This window comes from Mesorhizobium sp. M7A.F.Ca.ET.027.02.1.1, assembly GCF_004022985.1.
Taxonomy (GTDB): Bacteria; Pseudomonadota; Alphaproteobacteria; order Rhizobiales; family Rhizobiaceae; genus Mesorhizobium.
The window spans coordinates 23,976-41,143 of the sequence record NZ_RZOL01000009.1 but is presented as its reverse complement, the minus strand read 5'-3'; the positions used below and the strand labels follow the sequence as shown (position 1 = coordinate 41,143).

At 64.5% G+C, this 17,168-nt stretch carries 12 protein-coding genes; 10 read left to right on the top strand and 2 right to left on the bottom strand.

Features of this window, described 5'->3' with window-relative positions; genetic code table 11:
* Window positions 1-2,249: Tex family protein (locus EN749_RS02585; protein WP_145990870.1), on the top strand; the 2,249-nt coding region annotated here is incomplete at its 5' end.
* Here EN749_RS02585 and EN749_RS02580 read toward each other — a convergent pair.
* Window positions 2,250-3,161, bottom strand: a complete 912-nt coding sequence (locus tag EN749_RS02580) for a LysR family transcriptional regulator (protein ID WP_128362512.1) — start codon at window positions 3,159-3,161, stop codon at window positions 2,250-2,252. It abuts the gene before it with no gap.
* A 138-nt stretch (window positions 3,162-3,299) separates the two neighbouring features.
* On the opposite strand from EN749_RS02580, the gene EN749_RS02575 reads away from it, so the two are divergent.
* From EN749_RS02575 to EN749_RS02540, 8 genes are all read left to right on the top strand, one after another.
* The gene (locus tag EN749_RS02575) at window positions 3,300-4,496 is read left to right on the top strand and encodes an acyl-CoA dehydrogenase (protein WP_128362511.1); all 1,197 of its coding nucleotides are present in this window, start codon (window positions 3,300-3,302) and stop codon (window positions 4,494-4,496) included.
* A 112-nt stretch (window positions 4,497-4,608) separates the two neighbouring features.
* Window positions 4,609-7,968, top strand: a complete 3,360-nt coding sequence (locus EN749_RS02570; protein ID WP_128362510.1) for a transglutaminase family protein — start codon at window positions 4,609-4,611, stop codon at window positions 7,966-7,968.
* Between the two features lie 6 nt (window positions 7,969-7,974).
* The gene (locus EN749_RS02565; protein WP_127809434.1) at window positions 7,975-10,386 is read left to right on the top strand and encodes a circularly permuted type 2 ATP-grasp protein; all 2,412 of its coding nucleotides are present in this window, start codon (window positions 7,975-7,977) and stop codon (window positions 10,384-10,386) included.
* 66 nt (window positions 10,387-10,452) lie between these two features.
* Window positions 10,453-11,337: a transglutaminase family protein gene (locus EN749_RS02560; RefSeq protein ID WP_127270501.1), complete on the top strand. Its 885-nt coding sequence runs from the start codon at window positions 10,453-10,455 to the stop codon at window positions 11,335-11,337.
* 143 nt (window positions 11,338-11,480) lie between these two features.
* Window positions 11,481-12,419 (top strand): glycosyltransferase family A protein, encoded by a 939-nt coding sequence (locus tag EN749_RS02555; RefSeq protein ID WP_128362509.1) that lies wholly within the window; start codon window positions 11,481-11,483, stop codon window positions 12,417-12,419.
* Window positions 12,420-12,518: 99 nt separating this feature from the next.
* Window positions 12,519-13,625: a DNA topoisomerase IB gene (locus tag EN749_RS02550; RefSeq protein ID WP_128362508.1), complete on the top strand. Its 1,107-nt coding sequence runs from the start codon at window positions 12,519-12,521 to the stop codon at window positions 13,623-13,625.
* Window positions 13,626-13,735: 110 nt separating this feature from the next.
* Complete coding sequence (locus tag EN749_RS02545) at window positions 13,736-14,110, top strand: YciI family protein (protein WP_127270092.1); 375 nt, start codon at window positions 13,736-13,738, stop codon at window positions 14,108-14,110.
* Entirely contained in the window at window positions 14,107-15,381 is a 1,275-nt protein-coding gene (locus EN749_RS02540; protein ID WP_127408380.1) for an RNA polymerase sigma factor, read from the top strand. The genes EN749_RS02545 and EN749_RS02540 overlap by 4 nt, the downstream gene beginning before the upstream one ends.
* Window positions 15,382-15,402: 21 nt before the next feature.
* On the opposite strand, the gene EN749_RS39395 is transcribed toward EN749_RS02540, so the two are convergent.
* Window positions 15,403-15,534 (bottom strand): hypothetical protein, encoded by a 132-nt coding sequence (locus EN749_RS39395; protein WP_281057362.1) that lies wholly within the window; start codon window positions 15,532-15,534, stop codon window positions 15,403-15,405.
* Between the two features lie 83 nt (window positions 15,535-15,617).
* Here EN749_RS39395 and EN749_RS02535 point away from each other — a divergent pair, with 83 nt between their 5' ends.
* Complete coding sequence (locus tag EN749_RS02535; RefSeq protein WP_127408379.1) at window positions 15,618-17,132, top strand: aldehyde dehydrogenase family protein; 1,515 nt, start codon at window positions 15,618-15,620, stop codon at window positions 17,130-17,132.
* Window positions 17,133-17,168: the final 36 nt, after the last annotated feature.

Here is a 17,168-nt window from a genome sequence, read left to right as displayed (position 1 = left end):
CGGCGATTGAACTGCTCGATGAGGGCGCGACAGTGCCGTTCGTGGCGCGCTACCGCAAGGAAGTCACCGGCGGGCTCGACGACACGCAATTGCGCGATCTTGCCGAACGCCTTGCCTATCTGCGCGAGCTCGATGCGCGCCGCGACAGCATCCTTGGCTCGATCCGCGAACAGGGCAAGCTGACCGAGGAGCTTGAAGGCAAGATCGTCGCCGCCAGCACCAAGGCGGAACTTGAGGACATCTACCTGCCCTACAAGCCCAAGCGCCGGACCAAGGCCGAGATCGCCAGGGAGCGCGGGCTGGGGCCGCTGGCCGAAGCCATCCTGGCGAACCGCTCATTGGTGCCTGCCGAACTGGCGCTGGCCTATGTCAGCGAAGAGGTGGCCGATACCAAGGCAGCGCTCGAAGGGGCGCGCGACATCCTGTCGGAACAATTCGCCGAGAATGCCGATCTGGTCGGAAAATTGCGCAGCTACATGAAGGAGCGCGCCTTCATGCGCGCCAGGGTGGTCGACGGCAAGCAGGAAGCCGGTGCGAAATTCTCCGACTATTTCGACCATGTCGAGCGCTGGGCAAATGTGCCGAGCCATCGCGCGCTGGCGATGCTGCGTGGCCGCAACGAGGAAGTGCTTTCGCTCGACATCGAGGTCGATGCCGATGATACGTCGCCGGTGAAGCCGGTCGAGCGGATGATTGCCAATGCCTATGCCGTCGGCGGCAGCCTGCCGGGTGACAGATGGCTGATGGAGGTGGCGGGCTGGACCTGGCGCATTAAACTGTCGCTGCACCTGACACTCGATTTGATGCGCGACCTGCGCGAGCGGGCAGAAGAGGAAGCGATCCACGTCTTTGCCCGAAACCTAAAGGATTTGCTGCTGGCCGCTCCCGCCGGCTCGCGCGCCACTATGGGGCTCGATCCCGGCATCCGCACCGGCGTCAAGGTGGCCGTGGTCGACGGCACCGGCAAGGTGCTGACCACGACGACCGTCTACCCGTTCCCGCCCAGGAACGATGTGCGCGGCACGCAGGCGGAACTCGCCAAGCTCATCCGGCTGCACAAGGTCGAGCTGATTTCGATCGGCAACGGCACCGGCAGCCGCGAGACGGAAAAGCTGGTCGCCGACATGCTGTCCGACATGCCGGCGGATGGTGGTCCGAAGCCCCTGAAGGTGATCGTCAGCGAGGCCGGCGCCTCGGTCTATTCGGCATCGGCGACGGCGGCGGCGGAATTCCCCGGCCTCGACGTATCGCTGCGCGGCGCGGTGTCGATCGCCCGGCGCCTGCAGGATCCGTTGGCCGAACTGGTCAAGATCGAACCCAAATCGATTGGCGTCGGCCAGTACCAGCACGATGTCGACCAGTACCGTCTCGGCCGCTCGCTGGAAGCGGTGGTCGAGGACGCGGTCAACGCCGTTGGCGTCGACCTCAACACCGCCTCGGCGCCGCTGCTGGCGCGCGTTTCAGGTCTCGGCGCGTCTCTGGCCGACGCGATCGTTGCGCATCGCGATGCGACCGGGCCGTTCGCCAGCCGGAAGGATCTGCTCAAGGTGCCGCGGCTCGGACCGCGCGCCTTCGAACAATCCGCCGGCTTCCTGCGCATCGCCAATGGCAGCGAGCCGCTCGATGCCTCGTCGGTGCATCCGGAGGCCTATGGCGTGGCGAAGAAGATCGTCGCCGCCTGCGGGCGCGATGTGCGGTTGTTGATGGGCGATAGTGCCGCGCTGAAGGCACTCGACCCGCGCGTCTTCGTCGACGAGCGTTTCGGCCTGCCGACGGTGCGCGACATCCTGGCGGAGCTGGAAAAGCCCGGCCGCGACCCGCGCCCAGGCTTCAAGACGGCGACCTTCGCCGACGGCATCGACGACATCAAGGATCTGAAGCCCGGCATGCTGCTCGAAGGCACGGTCACCAATGTGGCCGCCTTCGGCGCCTTTGTCGATATCGGAGTGCATCAGGACGGGCTGGTGCATGTCTCGCAACTGGCCGACCGGTTCATCAAGGACGCGCATGAGGTCGTGAAGGCCGGCGATGTGGTCAAGGTGCGGGTCGTCGACGTCGACATCAAGCGCAAGCGCATCGCGCTTTCCATGCGCAAGGATGGCGGCGAGGGTGGCGCACCGCGTGGCGGGCCACGCGACAATGGTGGCGGCAGGCCACGTTCGCCGGCACCGCAGCAACGCCAGCCGGAGCGGCCGGCACAGCAAGGCGCATTCGGTGCTGCCTTGGCGGATGCGCTGAAGCGAAAGTAGCTACCACGCCAGAACGGCCGGCTCCTTCTCGACCTGGCCCAGCAGCCAGTCGCGAAAACTGGCGACTGGCGGATGGCCGCGCTTGTGGTGTGGGACGACGAGATAGTAGGCGCTGCGGCTTTGCATGGGCTGGCCTGGCGCCGGCACCAACTGGCCGCGCTGCAATTCACCTGCAATGAGGATCAGCGGCAGCAGCGCCACGCCGAGCCCCGCCATGCAGGCCTGGGCGGCGGTGCCGAACTGCTCGAACTGCATGCCCGGTCCGGTCGGCGCGCTCAGGCCCTGATGCTCGAACCATTCGGTCCAGGCGCCAGGACGCGTCGCCATGTGCAGCAGCGGCAGGCGGCCGATATCGGCCGGTGAGGCGATGGCGCGGCCGGCGAGGAATTCGGGCGACACGACCGGCGCCACGGTTTCGCGCACCAACAGTGTCGAGTCGGCCTCGGGCCAGTCCGGCAGGCCATAGTGGATGGCGGCATCCAGCCTCTCCCTGGCGAAGTCGAAGCGGCCGACGCGGGTGACGAAATTGATGGTGATATCGGGATTGTTTTCTACGAAATCGGGGATCATCGGCATCAGCCAGCGCGTGCCGAAGGTCGGCAGAATGGCAAGGTTCAGGATGCCGCTATGCCGATTGCTCATCAATCCAAGGGCTGCGTCACGCAACTGGCCAAGTGCTGAACGCACCGCCTCGGCGTAGATTTCGCCCGATGTCGACAGCCTGACATTGCGGCTGTCGCGTTCGAACAGCCGGCGGCCGAATTGGTCTTCAAGCGATCTGATCTGCCGGCTGACTGCGCCCTGGGTCAAATCGAGCTCCTGGGCGGCAGCGGTGAAACTGCCCAGCCGGGCCACAGCCTCGAAGGCGGCAAGGGCGCTTATGTTGGGCAAAAGGCGGCGTTGTACACTCATGATCCATTCCTAGAGCTCATTGATCGGTGAATCAATTTCGTTTGATTTTTTCGAGACGCAGGCCGATAGAACGGGCCAACATTTTGCTTCATGCATGTCATCGTTTTGAGCGACATGCATTGGTTTGGGAGAAACGCGATGGCCGCCGACAAGAACGCATTCGTCTGGGAAGATCCGTTCCTGATCGAGGGCCAGCTTTCGGAAGACGAGCGCATGGTGCGCGACGGTGCGGCCGCCTTCGCCGCCGACAGACTGGCGCCTCGGATCGAGGACGCCTACCTCAACGAGACATTCGATACCGCGATCTTCCGTGAAATGGGCGAGGCCGGCCTGCTCGGCATCAACATCCCTGAAGAATTCGGCGGTCTCGGCGCCAACTATGTGACCTACGGACTGGTCGCGCGGGAAGTCGAACGTGTCGACTCGGGTTATCGCTCGATGATGTCAGTGCAGTCGTCGCTGGTGATGTATCCGATCTACGCCTATGGCTCGGACGACCAGCGCAAGAAGTACCTGCCCAAGCTTGCCAGCGGCGAGTGGATCGGCTGTTTTGGCCTGACCGAGCCGGATGCCGGCTCCGACCCGGGCGGCATGAAGACACGCGCCGAGAGGACAGCCAACGGCTACAAGCTGTCCGGTTCGAAGATGTGGATTTCCAACGCGCCGGTCGCCGACGTGTTCGTCGTCTGGGCGAAGCTGAAGGGCGAGAACGGCAAGGACGAGATCCGTGGCTTCGTGCTGGAAAAGGGCATGAAGGGGCTTTCGGCGCCGAAGATCGGCGGCAAGCTGTCGCTGAGGGCGTCGATCACCGGCGAGGTGGTGATGGAAGGCGTCGAGGTCGGCGAAGACGCGCTGCTGCCCAACGCAAAAGGCCTTGGCGGACCGTTCGGCTGCCTCAACCGGGCTCGCTTCGGCATTTCCTGGGGCTCGATGGGCGCCGCCGAGGATTGCTGGCACCGCGCCCGCCAATACGGTCTCGACCGCAAGCAGTTCGGCAAGCCGCTGGCCGGCACGCAGCTCTACCAGAAGAAGCTGGCGGATATGCAGACCGAGATCGCGCTTGGGCTGCAGGCATCCTTGCGCGTCGGGCGGCTGCTGGATGAAGGCAAGATGGCGCCGGAAATGATCTCGATCGTCAAGCGCAACAATTGCGGCAAGGCGCTCGACATCGCCCGCCAGGCCCGCGACATGCATGGCGGCAACGGCATCCAGATCGGCTACCACGTCATGCGCCACGCGCAGAATCTGGAGACGGTCAACACCTATGAAGGCACGCATGACGTGCATGCGCTGATCCTGGGACGGGCGCAGACGGGGATACAGGCGTTTTTCTGAGCCGGCAACCGTTGCTTAAATTAGGTGCACCGCAACATCTCTGCTTGGAGAATGGCCGCCTGATGTGTCAGGGTTCAGCGAAATCGTTTGAAACGCTGAATTCCGGGGCTCCATGGCAATTCTGGCAGCTGTCTACCACCTGACCCATTACAAATATGACCGGCCGGTGGTCCTCGGGCCGCAAATCATCAGGCTGCAGCCGGCGCCGCATTCCCGCACCAAGGTGCTGAGCCATTCGCTCAAGGTCGAGCCGGCCAACCACTTCGTCAATCTGCAGCAGGACCCCTACGGCAACTTCCTCGCCCGCTTCGTGTTTCCGGAGCCGGTGACGGAGTTGAAGATCGAGGTCGACCTCGTCGCTGACATGACGGTCTACAATCCGTTCGATTTCTTCGTCGAGCCGTCGGCCGAGGCATTTCCATTCGAGTACTCGGAAGAAATCCGCGACGATCTCGCCATCTATCGCACGCCGGAACCGGCGGGACCGCTGCTGTCGGCGCTGCTGAACACCATCGATCGCAGCGCTGCCAACACCGTCAATTTCCTGGTGGACCTCAATGCGCGGCTGCAGCGCGAGATCGCCTATATCGTGCGCATGGAAACCGGGGTGTTCTCGCCGGATGAGACGTTGGCCGCGAAAAAGGGGTCATGCCGGGATTCAAGCTGGCTGCTGGTGCAGATCCTGCGCAATCTCGGCATCGCCGCGCGCTTCGTCTCCGGATATCTGATCCAGTTGAAGCCCGATCTGATCGCGCTCGACGGTCCGCCGGGAACGGCGATAGACTTCACCGATCTGCATGCCTGGTGCGAGGTCTATCTTCCCGGCGCCGGCTGGATCGGCTTCGATCCGACCTCGGGCCTGCTCACCGGCGAAAGCCATGTGCCGCTGGCCGCCACGCCGCATTTCCGCAACGCGGCTCCCATTTCCGGCATGGCGAGCTTCGCCAATGTCGAATTCGGCTTCGAGATGCGGGTCGACCGCATCGCCGAGCATCCGCGCATCACCAAGCCATTTTCGGACGAAAGCTGGCAGGCGCTCGACGCGCTGGGCAACAAGGTCGATGCAGCGCTTGCCGCCGGCGACGTGCGGCTGACGATGGGGGGCGAGCCGACTTTCGTGTCGATCGACGATTTCGAGTCGGCCGAGTGGAACACCGCCGCCGTCGGTCCCACCAAGCGCGAAAAGGCGGACGAACTGATCCGTAAACTGCGCGAGCGCTTCGCGCCCGGCGGCTTTCTCCATTACGGCCAGGGCAAATGGTATCCGGGCGAAAGCCTGCCGCGCTGGACCTTTTCGCTCTACTGGCGTGCCGACGGCCAGCCGGTATGGAGCGATCCGTCGCTAATCGCACGCGAAAAGAGCGAGGCCGATATCGGCCCGAAGCAGGCCGAAAGCCTGCTCACCGCGATTGCCGGCGAACTCGGCATCGACAAGGCCATGGTCAGCGAAGCCTATGAGGATCCGGCCGAATGGCTGCTCAAGGAAGGCAAGCTGCCTGACAATGTCGATCCGTCCAACTCCAGGCTGGAGGATCCGGAAGAACGCAGCCGTATGGCGAAGGTGTTCGAACGCGGACTGACCAAGCCGTCCGGCTATGTGCTGCCGGTGCAGCGCTGGAATAGCCAGGCATCGGATCCGCGCTGGCGCTCGGAAAAATGGAAGACGCGGCGCGGCCGGCTGTTCCTGGTACCCGGCGATTCACCCGTCGGCTACCGCCTGCCACTCGGCACGTTGCCCTATGTGCCGCCGGAGCAATTCCCCTACATCGTGCCGGTCGATCCGTCGCTGCCACGCGGACCGCTGCCCGCGCGTGAAGCCATCCTGCCCTCGGCGGCTCCGGCTGAACTGGAAGGTGCCGACGAGATGGCGCGCCGCCAGCAAGCGGCATCGTTCACCGCTGCGACCGGCCAGCAGGACCGGGTCGAACAAGAGATCACCGAGATCGGCGGCGCGGTGCGCACCGCGCTTTCGGTCGAGCCGCGCGATGGGCGGCTTTGCGTGTTCATGCCGCCGGTCGAGGCGCTGGAAGACTATCTCGAACTGGTCGCTGCGGCCGAGAACGCGGCGAAGGCGATCGGCCTTCCCGTGCATATCGAGGGCTACGGCCCGCCTCACGATCCGCGCCTCAACGTCATCCGCGTCGCGCCTGATCCCGGCGTCATCGAGGTCAACATCCATCCTGCTTCCAACTGGCAGGATTGCGTGGCGACGACGACGGCGATCTATGAGGAAGCGCGGCAGACACGGCTTGGCGCCGACAAGTTCATGATTGACGGCCGCCACACCGGCACCGGCGGCGGCAACCATGTCGTGGTCGGCGGTGCGACACCCAATGACAGCCCCTTCCTGCGAAGGCCGGACCTGCTGAAGAGCCTGGTGCTGCAATGGCAGCGCCATCCGTCGCTGTCCTATCTGTTCTCCGGCCTGTTCATCGGGCCGACCAGCCAGGCGCCACGCTTCGACGAGGCGCGTCACGACTCGCTCTACGAGCTTGAGATCGCGATGGCGCAGGTACCGCATCCGGACCAGGGCAACGCACCCTTGCCATGGCTGGTCGACCGGCTGTTCCGCAATTTGTTGACCGACGTCACCGGCAATACGCATCGTTCGGAAATCTGCATCGACAAACTGTTTTCGCCGGACGGACCGACCGGTCGGCTGGGACTGGTCGAATTCCGCGGCTTCGAGATGCCGCCCAATGCACGCATGAGCCTCGCGCAGCAACTGCTTGTCAGGGCGATCATTGCCCGTGCCTGGAAGAGCCCGCTCGATGGCCGCTTCGTGCGCTGGGGCACCTCACTGCACGATCGTTTCATGCTGCCGCATTATGTCTGGGCCGATTTCCTCGACGTGCTCGACGACCTCAAGCTCAACGGCTTCGAATTCAGGCCCGAATGGTTCGACGCCCAGCTCGAATTCCGCTTCCCCTTCTGCGGTCAGGTTCAGCATGCCGGCATCAAGCTGGAACTGCGGCAGGCGCTCGAACCCTGGCATGTCATGGGCGAGCAAGGCGCGATCGGCGGCACCGTGCGTTTCGTCGATTCCTCGGTCGAACGGCTGCAGATCAAGACCGAAGGGCTGAACCCGGAGCGTCACGCAGTTGTCTGCAACGGCCGCATCGTGCCTATGAAGGTCACCGACAATCGCGAAGTGGCGGTGGCGGGCGTCCGCTTCAAGGCCTGGCAGCCGGCATCGGGCCTGCATCCGGCGCTGCCGGTCAACACGCCGCTGGTCTTCGACATCTATGACCGCTGGTCGGGACGTGCGGTCGGCGGCTGCGTCTACCACGTCGCCCATCCCGGCGGGCGCAATTACGACACCTTTCCGGTCAATGGCAACGAGGCGGAAGCTCGGCGGCTCGCCCGCTTCGAACCGCGCGGCCATACGCCATCCGCCTATGTGATCCGTGAAGAACAACCGGCGGAAGATTTCCCGATGACCCTTGACCTTCGGCGGCCGGCAAGACTCTGATCAGCGATGGCAAAGGGGAATCACAAGAGGGGACGCGGCAAGCCGCAGACCCACAGCCTGCTGGAGCACTACCAGCCGATCGACGGCGTCGTCGACGAGATGGTCGATGCGTCAGGCAATCCTCGCCCGGCCTGGAAGCATTTTGTCGAGGCGCTCGAGGAACTTGGCGCTGAAAAGCTCGGCCAGCGCTTTGCCCGCGCCGACCAATATCTGCGCGATGCCGGCGTTTATTACCGCGTCTATGACAAGGCCGGTGCCAATGAGCGCGAATGGCCACTGGCGCATGTCCCGGTTCTCATCGAGGAGAGCGAGTGGGCGGCGATCAGCGCCGGCCTCGTGCAGCGCGCCGACCTGTTCGAGGAAACCATCGCCGATATCTACGGGCCGAACCGGCTGGTCGAGAAAGGCATCCTGCCGGCGGGATTGATCGCCGCCAGCCCCGAATATTTGCGGCCTGTCGTCGGCACCAGGCCGGCGGGCGGCCACTTCCTGCATTTCTGCGCCTTCGAACTCGGCCGCGGACCTGACGGCCAGTGGTGGGTGCTGGGCGATCGTACGCAGGCGCCGTCCGGCGCCGGTTTCGCACTGGAAAACCGCGTCGCCACCACACGCGCGCTGTCCGACATCTATGGCGAGATGCATGTGCACCGCCTTGCAGGCTTTTTCCGCCGTTTTCGCGACGCGCTGATCGGCATGGCCAAGGAGACCGACGGCCGCGTCGCCATCCTGACGCCGGGGCCGCTCAACGAAACTTATTACGAGCACGCCTACATCGCCCGCTACCTCGGCATCATGCTGCTCGAAGGCGAGGATTTGACCGTCTCCGGCAGCCGGCTGATGGTGCGCACGGTTTCCGGCCTGATGCCGATCAGCGTGTTGTGGCGGCGGCTCGACGCCGCCTTCGCCGACCCGCTGGAACTGCGCCCGGATTCGCAGATCGGCACGCCGGGCCTGGTCGAGGCGATCCGCCAGGGCGCGGTTGCTACCGTCAACGCGCTGGGCTCCGGCCTGATGGAGACGCGCGCGCTGCTTGCCTTCCTGCCCAAGATTTCACGGGCCTTGCGGGGCGAGGAATTGCTGCTGCCAAGCGTCGCGACATGGTGGTGCGGGCAAGCAACCGAACGCGCGCATGTGCTGGCCAACATCGATCGCATGGTGATCGGGCCGGCGCTGTCGACGAGGCTTGCCTTCGAGGACGACGATTCAACGAAGCTAGGCTCGGCTCTGTCGGCCGGGGAGCGGGCGGAACTGGTGGCGCGCATTGAACGTGATGGCGGCGATTTCGTCGGCCAGGAAGCGGTGACGCTTTCGACGACGCCCGTCTATGTCGGCGGCTGGCTGGAGCCGCGGCCAGCCAGCCTGCGCGTCTACCTGGCGCGAACGCCGGAAGGCTGGACGGTGATGCCGGGCGGTTTTGCCCGTATCGGCCTGTCGCTCGACCCGACGGCGATCGCCATGCAGCGTGGCGGCCAGGCGGCGGATGTCTGGGTTGTCAGCGACAAACCGGTGGAGCGCGAGACGCTGCTGCCGCAGGAAGGCGACAGTTTCAGCCGCACCAGGCCCGGCAGCCTGCCCAGTCGCGCGGCGGAGAACCTGACCTGGCTCGGCCGCTATATCGAGCGCTCGGAAGACACGGTGCGTATCCTGCGCGCCTACCATGTGCGGCTGGCCGAAACCTCCGACCCGGATATGCCGCTGCTCGCCGACATCAGGGATTATCTCGAACCTTTCGGCATCGATGTGGAGACGGCGATCCCGTCAGGGCTGATCGGCACGCTGGATAGTGCGGTCTACAGCGCCGGGCAGATCCGCGACCGCTTCTCGCCCGATGGCTGGCTGGCGCTGAAGGACCTGTCGAAAACCATCCATCAGTTCGCAACGACGGTCGCGCCCGGCGACGACGCGACCCGGGCGATGACAGTCATCCTGCGTAAGCTCGCCGGCTTTTCCGGCCTGCTGCACGAGAACATGTACCGCTTCGCCGGTTGGCGCTTCCTCGAGATCGGCCGCCGGCTGGAGCGCGGTATCCAGATCTCCCGCACGCTGTCGCGGCTGACCAGCGCCAAGGCGCCGGACGGCGCGCTGGACATGATGCTGGAGATCGGCGACAGCGTGATGACCCATCGCCGCCAATATCCGGTGCAGGCCGGTCGGCGCACGGTGATCGACCTGCTGGCGCTCGATCCGCTTAACCCGCGCTCGATCCTGTTCCAACTTGAAAGGCTGAAGGCCGAAATCGGCCTGTTGCCGTCGCTCGGCGGCGAGGGGCAAATGTCGCCGGCGGCGAAGGAAATCCTGCAGCTCAACACCCAGATCGCCATCAAGGAGCCTTCGGATATGACGGCAAAGGCGCTGGACGACCTCGCCTTTGAAATCGGCGGCCTCTACAACAGCCTCGCCAAAGCCTATTTCGGCTAAGCAGGTTCCGCAAAAGTGTCGCACGGTTTTGCGACAAGAACCTGCGCAAAGGCAGAAAAATAGAACATGCTCTACGACATCAGGCTTCATCTGCATTACGATTACGCTGCGGCGGCCGGCGGCGGTCGTCATCAGGTGCGCGTACTGCCGTCGACGATATCAGGCGTGCAGCGTGTCATCGCCGCATCCCTGTCCTTTGCGCCGGCACCCAACGAACGTTCCGACTTTTCCGATTTCTTCGGCAACAACGTCACCTCGATCGCCTTTCGCGACGCGCATGACGCGCTCGACATCAGGATGAGCGCCCGCGTGTCGGTGTCTCGGCCCGAGCCCGGGCTCGACGTGTCGCCCGATATCGCCCGGCTGAGGCAAGAACTCGCCGCGATGCGGTCTCTGGCACCTGATGCACCGCACCACTTCCTGACGGCCAGCACCCATGCCGGCATCGACGATGCGATCACCGCTTACGCACGCGACAGCATCGCCGGCTCTGCCGCCGGCACGGCCGTGAGCCTGTGCAATCGCATCCATCGCGATTTCACCTATGACGGCGAAGCGACAACGGTGCGGACCCGGGCCAGTGATGCCTTCAAGTTGAAGCGCGGCGTTTGCCAGGACTTTTCGCACATCATGATCGCCGGCCTGCGCGGGCTCGGTATTCCGGCCGGCTATGTCAGCGGCTTCTTGCGCACCATCCCGCCGAAGGGCAAGCCCCGGCTGGAAGGCGCCGATGCCATGCATGCCTGGGTCAAGGTCTGGTGCGGGCGCGATGCAGGCTGGCAGGAATTCGATCCGACCAACGGCATGCGGGCCAGCAACGACCATATCACCGTCGGCCACGGCCGCGACTATTCGGACGTGGCGCCGATCGTCGGCGTGCTCAAGACCACGGGGGGACAGGTTGGCGAGCAAGCTGTCGACGTCATTCCGGTCGTGCTCGAAAGAGCCTGAAGCAGGTCGTACACGCAGCGGTATTTGCGCCGCAATTCGGGATGGACAAGACTGCTTCTCAAATACCGATGCGGCCGCTAGTCTGTATTCGTTTCGGGGTGACGGTAGTTGTATCCTCAAGCGCATGGCGCGAGGTTTTGTAATTGGGAGCAATCAGCGTCGTCATTCCTGCCTGTAACGCGGCGGCGACCATTGCTGCAACGCTGGCATCGCTACGCAGTGAGGCCGAGATCATCGGCGAGATATTGCTGGTCGACGATGCGTCGACCGATGGCACGGCAACCATCGCGCGGGAGGCCGCGGCACAACTCTCGTTGCCGCTGCGCGTGCTGTCGGCCAAATGCCGCGATGCAGGCGGTGCCCGCAATTTGGCGCTGGCCGAAGCGGTCTATTCCTGGGTCTACCTGATCGATGCCGACGACCTGCATCTGCGGGGCGGGTTGCGCGCGCTGCTCCGCAAGGCCCGGGAGCAGCCGGAGGCCGACATGATCGTGGGTGCCTACCGGCGACGGGTGAACGGCCAGGACCGGCAGATCAAGATGCCGAACGGCTATCAGGCTGCGTGCCTGGCAAATGCCTCGGCCTATGTGAAAGGCGACATACGTTCGGTCGCCGTGGGCAGCGTTCTGGCATCGCGGACCCTGATCGGCGAGACGCGGTTCCCCATCGGAATGGCCTATGACGAGGACACGCTGTTCTGGGCACGGCTGATGAGCAAGGCATCGCTCGCCATGGTCTCGCAACCTGTCATGGTCTATGAGGTTTCGCCGGTACGTTCCGATGACCGCTTTGCCCTCAACCCGGTGCGGCGCTTTCTGGACTGGCGCCGGGAACTGCGCACACTCACCGACTGCAACATCCCGTTGTCGGCGCTCAAGGCCAGGGAAGGGCTTGTCGCCCTCAAGATCGCCCGGGTCCACTATGCGCGCGGCGATCTGGGCACCGCGGCGCGCTTCCTGGCGGTAGCCGCGGCCGCGCCGAAGCGGCGCTCAGAAGCTTGGCGCTGCCTGCGCTACAGGTTCAAGCTCGCGGCGCGGCGGCGTTTGTCGGCGCCGCCGATCAAGCTGCAAGGCGCTCTGTAGGCGCCGGCCAGCGCGATATCGGCGCGAGGCGCTTTTCGGACGGCGGGTGGAACCAGGAGTCGGCCAGTGGCTTATCTACGGAATTCGCGTGGAGCCGACATGTTGCAAAAATCCGGATTGTCGCCCAGCCGACCGGCTGGCGAGGACGCTGTATCGCCAGATGGTGCGCCCAAAAACGGGGCACAAAGCTCGGCCGACCATGCGTCGCTTAGCTATGTCAGTGATGCCGAGCCCGGTATCCGGCGGCTGAAAACAGGCAAGGGGTTCTCCTACAAGGGACCGGACGGAGGAACAGTTTCGGACACTACCAGGGCCCGCATCGAGGCGATCGTCATTCCGCCGGCCTGGACGGATGTGTGGATTTCGCCGGACGCGGACGGCCATATCCAGGCAACCGGCAGGGACCAGCGCGGACGCAAGCAATATCGCTATCATCCGCAATGGGCCGAAGAGCGCGATGGTGCCAAATATTCGAGCCTGGTTGCTTTCGCCGAGAGCCTGCCGGACCTGCGGCACAGGATCGACAGCGATCTGCGCCGTCGTGGCCTGCCGTTCGAGCGTGTCGTCGCCGCGGTCGTCTGGCTGCTCGACAACACGATGATCCGGGTCGGCAATGCCGCCTACGCCCGCGACAACAAGAGTTTCGGGTTGACCACGTTGCGCGACCGGCATGTGGATATTGTCGGTTCAAGCCTGCGCTTTGCCTTCAAGGGCAAGTCGGGCAAGGAGTGGAAGCTGAAGCTGGTCGACCGCCGCATCGCCAGGATTGTGCGCGGCGCGCAGGACCTGCCAGGCCAGAAGCTGTTCCAGTATCTCGATGAGGACGGCAACAGGCGGCCGGTCCGCTCCGAGGACGTCAACCGCTATATCCGTGAGGCGGTCGGTGACGCCTTCAGTTCGAAGCATTTCCGCACCTGGGGCGGCACCATTCACGCCGCGTCGCTGTTTGCCCAAACGGAACTGCCGCAAAGCCAGGCGCAGCGAAACAGGGCGATGAACAGCGTCATCGACAAGGTTGCCGAGCGGCTGGGCAATACGCGTGCCGTCTGCCGCAAATGCTATATCCATCCGCAGGTCTTCGAAGCGTGGTCCGAGGGGCGGTTGCTGAATGAAATGGCGCAAGCCAACAAACGCAAACGCTCCATCGATGGTCTCGATGACGAGGAAGCTCTCGTGCTGCGATGGCTGAAACTGGGAGAAAGCTGACCGGCGCGGCTGGCCGTGGCCAAATCCGTCCACATCTGGATTTTTTTATCGACGTCGTGTCGGGATCGGTCTTACTGTTTCGTCCTTTGACAGAGAAAAAAGGACCAGCCATGCTCTACGCAATCCTCTGCTATGCCTCCGAAGATGTCGTCTGCTCCTGGAGCAAGGCACAGGACGACGAGGTCATGGCCAATCTCCTCGACGTTCAGGACAAGTACGCCAAGGCTGGTCGGCTCGGCCCGGTGGCACGGCTTCTGCCGACGACCGCCGCGACGACCCTGAGAAAGGTCAAGGGCGAATCGGTCGTCATCGACGGGCCGTTCGCCGAGACCAAGGAACAGTTCCTCGGCTTCTACACGCTCGAATGCGCCGATCTCGACGAGGCGGTGGAGTTCGCCCGCGAGCTTTCCGAAGTCAACCCGAGCGGCGGCTCCTATGAGATCCGGCCGGTCTCGATCTTCAATCCCGCCAAGGTTTCCGCATGACCGAGATGGCCTGGATAAGCTCCGCGATCAGCGCCGCCCGCCCGCAGGCGATGGGTGCGCTGCTGCGTTATTTCCGCGATCTCGATACGGCGGAGGAAGCTTTCCAGGACGCGTGCCTCAGGGCGCTGAAGAACTGGCCGCAGAACGGGCCGCCGCGCGACCCGGCGGCGTGGCTGATCTTCGTCGGCCGCAACAGCGGCATTGATGCGGTGCGCAAGCGCGCCAAGCAGGCGCCGATGCCGGAGGAAGACCAGGTTTCGGATCTGGAGGACGCCGAGAGCGATATCGCAGAGCGGCTGGACGGGGCGCACTACCGCGACGACATATTGCGGCTGCTGTTCATCTGCTGCCATCCTGATCTGCCGGCAACGCAGCAGATCGCGGTGGCGCTGCGCATCGTCTCCGGTCTTACGGTCAAGCAGATCGCGCGCGCCTTCCTGGTTGGCGAAAGCGCCATGGAGCAGCGCATCACTCGCGCCAAGGCGCGCATTGCGGACGCCGGCGTGCCGTTCGAGACGCCGGGCGCGGTCGAGCGGTCGGAACGCCTCGCCGCCGTCGCCGCCATGGTCTACTTGGTCTTCAACGAGGGCTATTCGACCAACAGCGGCGAGGCGCCGGCCCGCGCACCGCTGTGCGAGGAGGCGATCCGGCTGGCACGGCTCCTGCTGCGGTTGTTCCAGACCGAGCCGGAGATCATGGGGCTGACGGCGCTGTTGCTTCTGCAGCATGCGCGCGCACCGGCCCGTTTCGACGAGAGCGGCGAGATCGTGCTGCTCGAAGACCAGGATCGCAGCCTGTGGAGCCGCAAGATGATCGATGAGGGGCTGGCGCTGGTCGACAAGGCGCTACGCCATCGCAAGCCCGGCCCCTACCAGGTGCAAGCGGCGATTGCCGCATTGCACGCGCGGGCCGAAAGGGCCGAGGATACCGACTGGAACGAGATCGACCTGCTCTATCGCTTGCTGGAGCAGATGCAGCCGTCGCCGGTGGTCACACTCAACCGGGCCGTCGCGGTCTCGAAGGTGCGTGGACCGGCAGAGGCGCTGGCCATGATCGAGCCGCTGGAAGAACGGCTTTCCGGCTATTTCCATTTTTTCGGCCTCAAGGGGGGCCTCTTGATGCAACTCGACCGGGGGGACGAGGCGCGCGTCGCCTTCGACCGCGCCATAGCGCTTGCTAACACGGCGGCGGAAGCAGCTCATATCCGCATGCATATCGACCGGCTGATCAGGGACGGTGCGGTACGCCCACCGGCCAAGAAGGCAAACTGAGCGCCATCTGCCCCATCTGGCTCAATCGTGCAGTTTGGGCTTGGACCATGCCGGGGTGGTGATTTTCCCTTGAAACGAGTAATGCCACGCGATGATCGTGCCTGAGGTGCCTTTGTGCACGCGGGCAGCATGGCGCCAGGCTTTGACCGGCATGCCTTTTGTGCATGTCGTTGTTCCAAAACCGGGGCACTTTTGGCGACATGCATTATGAGCGACGAGATCTGAAAGGGACAAGAATGACGATAGGCAAGGAAACGACCGAACTGCTGGCAAAACTGGGTGTGGCCGAGGAGACGCTTGTCGGCGGCGACCTGATCGTGCGCAGCCCGGTGACGGGCGAGCAGATCGCGGCGCTGAAGACAATCTCACCGGCTGACGCGGCCAAGGTGATCGATGCCGCGCACAAGGCCTTCCAGGCCTGGCGCATGGTGCCCGGCCCGCGGCGTGGCGAACTGGTGCGGCTGCTGGGCGAGGAGCTGCGTACGCACAAGGCCGAGCTTGGCCGGCTGGTCTCGATCGAGGTCGGCAAGATCCCGTCCGAGGGCCTCGGCGAAGTGCAGGAGATGATCGACATCTGCGATTTCGCCGTAGGCCTCTCCCGGCAATTGTACGGCCTGACCATCGCCACCGAGCGCCCGGGCCATCGGATGATGGAAACCTGGCATCCGCTCGGCGTCGTCGGCGTCATTTCCGCCTTCAACTTCCCGGTGGCCGTGTGGTCGTGGAATGCAGCCCTGGCACTGGTCTGCGGCGACGCAGTGGTGTGGAAGCCGTCGGAAAAGACGCCGCTGACCGCACTTGCCTGCGAGGCTATCTTCAAGCGTGCGGTCGAGCGCTTCGGCGCGGACGCACCTGATGGCCTGGCGCCGGTGCTGATCGGCGACCGCGCCGTCGGCGAGATCCTGGTCGATCACCCCAAAGTGCCGCTGGTTTCGGCAACCGGCTCGACCCGCATGGGCCGCGACGTCGGCCCGCGGCTGGCCAAGCGCTTTGCGCGCGCGGTGCTGGAACTCGGCGGCAACAATGCCGGCATCGTCTGCCCGACCGCCGATCTCGACATGGCACTGCGCGCGATTGCGTTTGGAGCGATGGGCACGGCCGGCCAGCGCTGCACGACGCTGCGGCGCCTGTTCGTGCATGACAGCGTCTACGACGCCTTGGTTCCGCGCCTCAAGAAGGCCTACGAGAGTGTGTCTGTCGGCAATCCGCTGGAGACCTCCTCGCTGGTCGGGCCGCTGATCGACAAGGCGGCCTTCGACGCCATGCAGAAGGCGCTGAAGGAAGCCGCTGCCCATGGCGGCAAGGTGACCGGCGGCACGCGGGTCGAGAACGGCCATCCGGATGCGTACTACGTGCACCCGGCGCTGGTCGAAATGCCAAGCCAGGTGTCACCGGTGACGGAAGAGACCTTCGCGCCGATCCTCTACGTGATGAAATATTCGGACTTCGACGCGGTGCTCGACGAGCACAATGCCGTGGGGGCAGGCCTGTCCTCGTCGATCTTCACCCGAGACCTGCAGGAATCCGAGCGTTTCCTAGGTGTCGACGGATCGGATTGCGGCATTGCCAATGTCAACATCGGTACCTCGGGCGCCGAGATCGGCGGTGCCTTTGGCGGCGAAAAGGAAACCGGGGGCGGCCGCGAGAGCGGCTCCGACGCATGGAAGGCCTATATGCGGCGCGCCACCAACACGGTGAACTATTCCAAGGCGCTGCCGCTCGCCCAGGGCGTGTCATTCGATATCGACTGAAAGGCTCGCCGGCTTGGGCATCCCCGCACCGGGGAT

Coding starts and splice junctions, on each gene's coding strand:
- EN749_RS02580 (WP_128362512.1), bottom strand. CDS start 3,161: ATGAGTGTACAACGCCGCCTTTTGCCCAACATAAGCGCCCTTGCCGCC.
- EN749_RS02575 (WP_128362511.1), top strand. CDS start 3,300: ATGGCCGCCGACAAGAACGCATTCGTCTGGGAAGATCCGTTCCTGATC.
- EN749_RS02570 (WP_128362510.1), top strand. CDS start 4,609: ATGGCAATTCTGGCAGCTGTCTACCACCTGACCCATTACAAATATGAC.
- EN749_RS02565 (WP_127809434.1), top strand. CDS start 7,975: ATGGCAAAGGGGAATCACAAGAGGGGACGCGGCAAGCCGCAGACCCAC.
- EN749_RS02560 (WP_127270501.1), top strand. CDS start 10,453: ATGCTCTACGACATCAGGCTTCATCTGCATTACGATTACGCTGCGGCG.
- EN749_RS02550 (WP_128362508.1), top strand. CDS start 12,519: ATGTTGCAAAAATCCGGATTGTCGCCCAGCCGACCGGCTGGCGAGGAC.
- EN749_RS02545 (WP_127270092.1), top strand. CDS start 13,736: ATGCTCTACGCAATCCTCTGCTATGCCTCCGAAGATGTCGTCTGCTCC.
- EN749_RS02540 (WP_127408380.1), top strand. CDS start 14,107: ATGACCGAGATGGCCTGGATAAGCTCCGCGATCAGCGCCGCCCGCCCG.
- EN749_RS39395 (WP_281057362.1), bottom strand. CDS start 15,534: ATGCCGGTCAAAGCCTGGCGCCATGCTGCCCGCGTGCACAAAGGCACC.
- EN749_RS02535 (WP_127408379.1), top strand. CDS start 15,618: ATGACGATAGGCAAGGAAACGACCGAACTGCTGGCAAAACTGGGTGTG.